This is a genomic window from Geodermatophilus pulveris, from assembly GCF_900188375.1.
GTDB lineage: Bacteria > Actinomycetota > Actinomycetes > Mycobacteriales > Geodermatophilaceae > Geodermatophilus > Geodermatophilus pulveris.
In genome coordinates, this window is record NZ_FZOO01000022.1 from 1 (window position 1) to 1,333 (window position 1,333).

The 1,333-nt window shown below is 70.7% G+C and carries 1 protein-coding gene; it reads right to left on the reverse strand.

Annotated features, from left to right (window positions below):
• Window positions 1–59: 59 nt before the first annotated feature.
• Window positions 60–1,241: an IS481 family transposase gene (locus CHB98_RS20885; protein WP_089307533.1), complete on the reverse strand. Its 1,182-nt coding sequence runs from the start codon at window positions 1,239–1,241 to the stop codon at window positions 60–62.
• Between the last annotated feature and the right edge of the window lie 92 nt (window positions 1,242–1,333).

The window sequence follows — 1,333 nt, forward strand, 5'->3', positions numbered from 1 at the left end:
TGTGATGTCGCAAGACATCCTGGACGCCCGGACCCACGTTCCGTGGGTTCGGGCGTCCGTCACTTCCGGGTGGGGCCGGGTGGTCGGCCGGTGGGCTGGTAGTCGCGGGTGGGGTCGAGAACGAGTTCGCGGAGCAGTTCGCCGGTGGCTGCGTCGATGACGCGAATGTCGAAGTCCTGGACGAGTAGCAGGACGTGGGTTCCGGCGTGGGTTCGGCCGATGCCGATGTGGTGCAGCCGGCCGGCCAGGCGCAGGGTGACGCAACCAGTGGTGTCGATCCTGTCGGTGCGGACTCGGTGGTGGGTGTCGAGATTGGCACCGGGGGTGGCTTTGGGGCGGGCCGCGTAGGCGGTGGCCGGGGTGGCGCGGTGCGGCAGCGAGCGGTGCGGGCGGTGGTGGTTGTAGGCGTCGACGAAGGCGTCGAGTAGGGCCGGCAGGGCGGTGAGCGTGGCCGGTTGCGCCGGTTGGGCGCGGAGCCAGTTCTTCAGCGTCTGCTGGAAGCGTTCGACCTTGCCGCAGGTGGTCGGGTGGTTGGGGCGGGAGTTCTTCTGCACGATGCCGCGGCGGGCCAGTTCGGTCTCCAGGCCGGTTCGTCCGCCGCGGCCCCCGGCGAAGCGGGTGGTGTAGACCATGCCGTTGTCGGTGAGGGTGGACGCGGGGTAGCCGTGCTGGTCAGCGGCTTGCCGGAAGGTGGCCAGCACGATCGGGCCGGTGATCCGGGGGTGCGCGGAGACGTGCAGGGCCAGCCGGGAGTGGTCGTCGAGCCAGCTGATGATCTCGCTGTCGGCGCCGGTGGTCAGCCGGTAGTGGGTGAAGTCCGACTGCCAGGTCTCGTTGGGCTGCTCGGCGGCGAAGCGGAGGTAGGAGGACTTCGGGCGCTTGACCGGCTCGGGAGTCACCGCGCCGGCGCGGGTCAGGATCCGGTGGATCGTCGCCCGCGACAGCGTCGTGCGGTGGTGGTGGGCCAGGTGCCAGCCGATGGTGTCCGCGCCGGCGTCCAGGCCTGACTCGGCCAGCTCCTTGCGGATGCGGAGGACCAGTTCGACGGTCTGCGGCGAGGTGGCGCGGGGTGAGGTGTGCGGCCGTCGGGAGCGCGGCTCGAAGGCGGCCCCGCCCTCGGCTCGGTAGCGCCCGAGCAGCTCGTAGAGCCAGGACCGGGACACGCCGTAGGCGGCGATGACCTCAGCCGGGGACCGGCCCTCGACCTCGATCGCGGTGATGACCAGCCGGGCTTTCGACATGGTCGAGCCTCGGCCCGTCGTCCGGCGTGACTTGCGACATCAGTCCGGTATGTCGTGCGACATCTGTCCGGGATGTCTTGAGCCAAGACACC